The 6,061-nt window shown below is 63.1% G+C and carries 7 protein-coding genes; 4 read left to right on the top strand and 3 right to left on the bottom strand.

Annotated elements, in window-relative coordinates; all coding sequences use genetic code 11:
- Positions 1-151 precede the first annotated feature (151 nt).
- A complete protein-coding gene (locus tag EN750_RS15085) occupies positions 152-592 on the top strand; it encodes a hypothetical protein (RefSeq protein ID WP_127396894.1) in 441 nt (146 codons plus the stop codon).
- 72 nt (positions 593-664) lie between these two features.
- On the opposite strand, the gene EN750_RS15080 is transcribed toward EN750_RS15085, so the two are convergent.
- Positions 665-2,287: an ABC-F family ATP-binding cassette domain-containing protein gene (locus EN750_RS15080; RefSeq protein ID WP_127267001.1), complete on the bottom strand. Its 1,623-nt coding sequence runs from the start codon at positions 2,285-2,287 to the stop codon at positions 665-667.
- A 412-nt stretch (positions 2,288-2,699) separates the two neighbouring features.
- On the opposite strand from EN750_RS15080, the gene EN750_RS15075 reads away from it, so the two are divergent.
- Positions 2,700-2,987: a hypothetical protein gene (locus EN750_RS15075; protein WP_127396893.1), complete on the top strand. Its 288-nt coding sequence runs from the start codon at positions 2,700-2,702 to the stop codon at positions 2,985-2,987.
- A gap of 306 nt (positions 2,988-3,293) precedes the next feature.
- On the opposite strand, the gene EN750_RS15070 is transcribed toward EN750_RS15075, so the two are convergent.
- Positions 3,294-3,893 (bottom strand): YdeI/OmpD-associated family protein, encoded by a 600-nt coding sequence (locus EN750_RS15070; RefSeq protein ID WP_127396892.1) that lies wholly within the window; start codon positions 3,891-3,893, stop codon positions 3,294-3,296.
- 247 nt (positions 3,894-4,140) lie between these two features.
- Between EN750_RS15070 and EN750_RS15065 the strand changes: the two genes are divergently transcribed.
- Together EN750_RS15065 and EN750_RS15060 are read left to right on the top strand one after the other, a co-directional pair.
- A complete protein-coding gene (locus EN750_RS15065) occupies positions 4,141-4,755 on the top strand; it encodes a hypothetical protein (RefSeq protein WP_127396891.1) in 615 nt (204 codons plus the stop codon).
- A 112-nt stretch (positions 4,756-4,867) separates the two neighbouring features.
- Positions 4,868-5,596, top strand: a complete 729-nt coding sequence (locus EN750_RS15060) for an SDR family oxidoreductase (RefSeq protein ID WP_127396890.1) — start codon at positions 4,868-4,870, stop codon at positions 5,594-5,596.
- Positions 5,597-5,612: 16 nt separating this feature from the next.
- Here EN750_RS15060 and EN750_RS15055 read toward each other — a convergent pair.
- Positions 5,613-6,061: LysR family transcriptional regulator substrate-binding protein (locus EN750_RS15055; protein WP_145967661.1), on the bottom strand; the 449-nt coding region annotated here is incomplete at its 5' end.

The raw sequence follows: 6,061 nt of genomic DNA, 5'->3' as shown, positions 1-6,061 counted from the left end.
CCCTCTCCCCGGGCCTTCCCGCAGCCGGATTCGAGCCCATGCCTGGAACCAAATTACGGGGCCTGGAACCAAATCACGGGCGAGACTGTTCAGTTGTAACTTTGATCCCACGCTGCGGCCGGCAAAGCGGCGACATTGAGGAGTTCTCACCATGAAGATTTCATCCGGATTTCGTTCCATCGCGGTTGCCGCCGTCGCCACCGCGAGCATCGGCTTTGCCAGCGCCGCGCATGCCGATAGCGGCACGATCCGCTTCGCCGTCTACAAGGCGGCGTTTTTCGTCGGCGGCTCCGGCGGCAAGGGCACCTTCACCTTCCATGGCAAGAGCTACCCGATCTCGATCGGCGCCGTGTCCGGAGGCCTGGCTTTCGGCGTGTCCAAGACATATTTCCGCGGCACGGTTCGCCATATCCGCCGCGCCCGCGACGTGACCGGGGTCTACGGAGCAGCCGGCGGCGGCGGCACGATCGGCAAGGGAGCCCAGGTGATCATCATGACCAATGACAAGGGCGCCCAACTCGAACTCACGGGCAAGCAAGTCGGCCTGCAGGTCAACGCCGACCTCAGCGGCATGGCCATCTCGTTCGAGTAAGGCCGTCATTCCAGCCGGACCATATTCAAAGGGCGGTGCCGGCTTCGAGCCGACGCCGCCCTTATCATTTACCTAGCTCCTGAGCCCCGGCGCCTCCTGGCCGGTGCGCTCGACATATTCCGTATAGCCGCCGCCATAGGTGTGGATACCCTCGGGCGTCAGTTCCAGCACGCGGTTGGAAAGCGCTGCGAGGAAATGCCGGTCGTGCGAGACGAACAGCATGGTGCCCTCGTATTGCGAAAGCGCCGTGATCAGCATCTCCTTGGTGGCGATGTCGAGGTGGTTGGTCGGCTCGTCCAGCACCAGAAGGTTGGGCGGGTCGAACAGCATCAGCGCCATCACCAGCCGCGCCTTCTCACCGCCTGACAGCACGCGGCATTTCTTCTCGATCTCGTCGCCGGAAAAACCGAAGCAGCCGGCAAGGGCCCGCAGCGGCGCCTGGCCGGCCTGCGGAAACGCGTCCTCCAGCGTCTGGAACACAGTGCGCTCGCCTTCCAGCACCTCCATCGCGTGCTGGGCGAAATAACCCATTTTGACGCTTGGCCCGCGCGCGACCGTGCCGGTGTCCGGCTCGGAAGCGCCGGCGACCAGCTTCAGAAGCGTCGATTTGCCGGCGCCATTGACGCCCATGATGCACCAGCGCTCGCGGCGGCGGACCTGGAAGTCGAGCCCCTCATAGATGGAGCGGCTGCCATAGCCCTTGTGGACGTTCTTCAGCGTCACGACATCCTCGCCGCAGCGCGGCGCCGGCAGGAAATCGAAGGACACGGTCTGGCGGCGCTTCGGCGGCTCGACGCGGTCGATCTTGTCCAGCTTCTTCACCCGGCTCTGCACCTGCGCGGCATGCGAGGCGCGCGCCTTGAAGCGCTCGATGAAGGCAATCTCCTTGGCCAGCATTGCCTGCTGGCGCTCGAACTGTGCCTGCTGCTGCTTGTCGGCGATCGCCCGCTGCTGCTGGTAGAATTCGTAGTTTCCGGAATAGGCGGTCAGCGAACCGGCGTCGATCTCGACCACCTTGTTGACGATGCGGTTCATGAACTCGCGATCGTGCGAGGTCATCAGCAGCGCGCCGTCATAGTTTTTCAGGAAGGATTCCAGCCAGATCAGGCTCTCCAGGTCGAGATGGTTCGATGGCTCATCGAGCAACATGGCGTCGGGCCGCATCAGCAGGATGCGGGCCAGCGCCACGCGCATCTTCCAGCCGCCGGAAAGCTTTCCGACATCGCCGTCCATCATCTCCTGCGAAAAGCCGAGACCGTCCAGCACTTCCCGCGCACGGCCATCCAGCGCATAACCGTCGAGTTCCTCGAAGCGGTGCTGCGCCTCGCCATATTTTTCGATGATTTCGTCCATCTGGTCGGCCTGGTCAGGATCGGCCATGGCCGCCTCGAGGGCTGCCATTTCGGCCGCGACTTCGGACACCGGCCCGGCGCCGTTCATCACTTCGGCGACAGCGCTGTGGCCTTCCATGTCGCCCACATCCTGACTGAAATAGCCGATGGTCACGCCGCGATCGACCTGCACCTGGCCTTCGTCGGGCTGCTCCTGGCCGGTGATCATGCGAAACAGTGTCGTCTTGCCGGCGCCGTTCGGCCCGACGAGGCCGACCTTCTCGCCCTTCTGCAGGGACGCCGACGCTTCGATGAAGACAAGCTGACGGCCGTTCTGCTTGCTGATGCTTTCAAGTCTGATCATGCGGTGTCCGGGCTATATGCTTGCGTGAAAGGATTTGCCCGGCGCCTTACGCGAAGGATGGCCGCAAAGAAAGAGGCGCAAGCGCCGCAGACAGCGGAACGCCCTTGCCTCCCCCCTTGTGGGGAAGGTGGATCGGCGCGTCAGCGCCGAGACGGATGAGGGGTGTTCCAGCGGAATGAGACGTTGGTGTTCCCTGGAACACCCCTCATCCGACCTCGCTTCGCGAGGCCACCTTCTCCCACAGGGGGAGAAGGGACAACCCCACCCAGACACACTCCAGAAACAAGATTCAACATCCGGGAAAAACTCGCGAAAACATCGCCTGTCATAACCACCCTCGCGGCGGTCAAGCGGGCTGCTGCACAACGCGAAGAAATGGTCCCGAAACATGCAACGACGTTCGGCCGGATGGATGGGTGCCCTGACTGGCATTTCGCTCGCCATGCTGACGGTCGCACAATCGGGTGCGGAAGCAGCGGTCACCCGGAGCGAATATTGCAGCCAGCTCGGCCTTCAACTCGACGGAGCCATCCAGACGAAAGCCGTCCCAGGCACCAGCGCAAGCCAGATCGCCGAGGCAACCGCGCTCCAGGACAAGGCGAACCGGTTTTGTGCCGAGCGAAAGCAGGCCCAAGGCATCAGGACCTACGCCAACGCCTTGAAACTCCTTGGCGTGACACCGGTCGACCTGAACCAATAGTATCTGCCTTTGAACCATCAAGCACGCCAAGGCTGCTTGATCGCCCCTCCTTCCTGACTTCCTCCCGGGAAAAGGCCGCCGCTCGCAAAAGCGAGGGCGGCTTTTTTCTTGGCTACGCAATGCCGGAGGAAATGCGCGACAGACACCTGTCAAATCCGCACAAAAACAGATGCTTATAACAATTCGGCGATTCAGATACTGAAGCACTTCATGCGACGCTGAGTGCCGATCGCAATCTGCCCAGGAATCGGGTGGCGGGCCGCATGCGCAACGCATACCCCTCGCCGCAGAAAGAGCCTGAGCGGCTTACTTCCTGCCTTGCGGATGGATCGTCTCGCCGCGCTTCAGCATTGCTACAAACGCCTCGATCTTCTTCTTGCGCCCGGCCTCGGTCTTCATGTTGTGGGTGCGGAAGGCGAGCGCGAAACGGTTCTGCGCACTGAGTTTTTCGAGCATCGCCTTCGCAGCGGGCTCGGCGTCGATGGCCGCTTGCAGATCATCGGGGATCTTCATCTCCTTGCCGCTGCCATAGGCGCGCGCCCAGCGCCCGTCCGCCTTGGCCGCCTCGACCTGTTTGAGCCCATGCTCGGTCATGCGGCCCTCCTCGACCAGCCGCGCGACATTGTCGATGTTGATCAGGCTCCAGATGCTCTTCCGGCTGCGCGGCGTGTAGCGCTGCAGGAAACTCTTGTCGTCCAGCCCCTTGCGCACCGCGTCGATCCAGCCGAAGCACAGCACCACGTCGATGGCTTCCTTCGGCGTGATCGACTTCAGTCCCGACCCCACCTTGTGAACCTTGATCCACACTTCGGTTTCCGTGGCGTGGTGCTTGCCGAGCCACGCGTAGAAGCTGCCCGCATCCGGAAACTCGTGCACCTTGTCGGGATCGACCTTGACCGGCGCCATTAGCCGGCCTGTTTGTTCAGTGCCGCTCGCGCCACCATAGTTCCTGCTCCCACTGTCGTCTTGCCCCCGCATTGTGCCCGTCGTCGTGGCCCGGCATGTGGCACAGATCGCTGTCAGTTTCGTCAGTTGCGTCACCACAAGCTAAGGAAAGCATCCGCGCGACTTCGTCGGGGAGAAGAGAGGGCGCGCGATATTCCACCGCCATGCTATAGGACCGCAAGGTGTCAGTCTGGGGGAATATGCCACCATGAAATCTCTGCTGCTCGCTTTTCTATCTTTGCTGTTGCCGAGCCTCGCCCTTGCGGAGCCGATCGAAACCCGGAAAATCGTCACGGCTGTGACTGGCGACTTCAACGGCGATGGCGCGGTCGATCTTGCCATGGTGGTCGAGACCGAGCCCGGCCAGCCGATGGACGTCCACTTCTTCCTCAGGGACAAGGAGCACAATTACCTCAAGCCTGTCGAGATCGTGCACGAGCAGATCCACGGGGAATGGAACGGCTACGACCGGCCGGGCTACGAGAACTCCGACACCGAGCCGGAACTGACGATGCTGCCCAACGGTTCGATCAAATTCTACCTGCCAGCGATGCCGGTCGGAAGCGAACGGACCGACATGACGCTGACCATCGCCTGGCGCAACGGTGCCTTCATCGTCGCCGGCTTCGCCTATAGCCATGATGACTATTTGAAGGAGAATGCCGAAAGCGCCTGCGAGTACAATGTGCTGACCGGCAAAGGCACCAGCAGCGAAAAGCAGCCGGACGGCAGCACCAAGCACAAGACCGTCTTGGTCGAAGGCCAGGCCATCGCTTTCAAGGACTGGAACCCGGGCGCTGCCTTCACTGCTTGCGGCAACTGATCGCCCTGCATCATCGGCGCTTCCGATAGCGCTATCGGTTTCTTCTGTTTTCACTTGCCGCACCGAACTGCCATTTCCCTGCCCTTGTCCATCCAAGCAAAGGCAGAGCGAAATGAGCATTTCAAATCAGAAAATCCTGATCGTCGGCGGCGGCTCCGGCATGGGTCTGGCGCTGGCCCGGCGCTGCGTTGAGGCTGGGGCCATGGTGATCATCGCCGGTCGCGGCGAGAACCGGCTGCGACAGGCGCGCGAGGCGCTTGGCAATCCCGCCGGGCTGGAGACGGCCGTCGTCGACATCACGCGCGAAGACCAGGTCGCGGCTCTGTTCGCAGGCATCGGCGACGTCAATCACATCGTCAGCACCGCAGCCGACATCGAAGGCGCCTACCAGCTATTGCCGGCGCTTGACCTGAAGGCGGCGCAAAGAATGGTCGAGAGCAAGCTTTATGGCCCGCTGCTGCTCGCCAAGCACGGTGCGCCACGGCTGGCAACAACCGGCTCCATGACCTTCGTTTCCGGCATCGCCGCCTATCGGCCGGCCGCACGCGGCTCCGTCGTCGCGTCAGTCAATGCGGCGCTCGAAGGGCTGGTGCGTGCGCTGGCCGTGGAGCTCGCGCCGATCCGCGTCAATGCCGTCTCACCCGGCTGGGTCGACACCACGATCTGGGCGCAGGTGGCCGGCGATCGCAAGGACGCGACCCTGGCCGCGATGGCCGAGCGGCTGCCGGTCGGGCGGATCGGCCAACCCGATGACATCGCCGACGCCATCGCATTCCTGATCGGTAATGGTTTTACCACGGGATCGACGCTGCATGTCGAGGGCGGCCACCGCCTGATCTAAACCGCCGCTGCCTCCGTCAGAAGTTGTTGGCAAACAAGGCCTTGGAGCGATTCGCCGATTCAAGTCCTGAACCAGCCTTGGCTGGCGACGAAACCGGCACCAGCGTGTCGCGCGCGGCAGTGAGCAATTGCCGCAGTGCCGGCGGCTGGACGCGCCGGCGCCGCCAGATCATCGTCAGCGGCGCGGTTCGCATCGGACCGGGCCACGGCAGTTCGACGATTTCACCACGCGCCAGCGCATCGGTGACGGCAAGGCGTGGAACGAGGGCGGGCCCCGCGCCGGCCGCCACCAGCCGCGCAATGGCGCCGATGCTACCGACCTCGGCGGCAAGTCTGGGTGCGGCAACGCCCGCCTCGGCAAAGGCCGTGTCGAACATATGCCGGTAGATGCATCCGGGCTCCGTTGCCACAAAGGAGAGCGTGGCAAGGGCGGCCAGGTCATGCCCGGTGCTGCCCCGCCCAGGAG

It is taken from the genome of Mesorhizobium sp. M7A.F.Ca.ET.027.03.2.1, assembly GCF_003999175.1.
In the GTDB taxonomy this organism is placed as follows: Bacteria; Pseudomonadota; Alphaproteobacteria; order Rhizobiales; family Rhizobiaceae; genus Mesorhizobium.
Note: the sequence above shows the minus strand (reverse complement) of the source record. Positions and strands in the feature narration are given on the sequence as shown.

Excerpts from the sequence above, each read along its gene's own strand:
- EN750_RS15075 (WP_127396893.1), top strand. The coding sequence starts at position 2,700 with ATGGGTGCCCTGACTGGCATTTCGCTCGCCATGCTGACGGTCGCACAA.
- EN750_RS15070 (WP_127396892.1), bottom strand. The coding sequence starts at position 3,893 with ATGGCGCCGGTCAAGGTCGATCCCGACAAGGTGCACGAGTTTCCGGAT.
- EN750_RS15080 (WP_127267001.1), bottom strand. The coding sequence starts at position 2,287 with ATGATCAGACTTGAAAGCATCAGCAAGCAGAACGGCCGTCAGCTTGTC.
- EN750_RS15085 (WP_127396894.1), top strand. The coding sequence starts at position 152 with ATGAAGATTTCATCCGGATTTCGTTCCATCGCGGTTGCCGCCGTCGCC.
- EN750_RS15065 (WP_127396891.1), top strand. The coding sequence starts at position 4,141 with ATGAAATCTCTGCTGCTCGCTTTTCTATCTTTGCTGTTGCCGAGCCTC.
- EN750_RS15060 (WP_127396890.1), top strand. The coding sequence starts at position 4,868 with ATGAGCATTTCAAATCAGAAAATCCTGATCGTCGGCGGCGGCTCCGGC.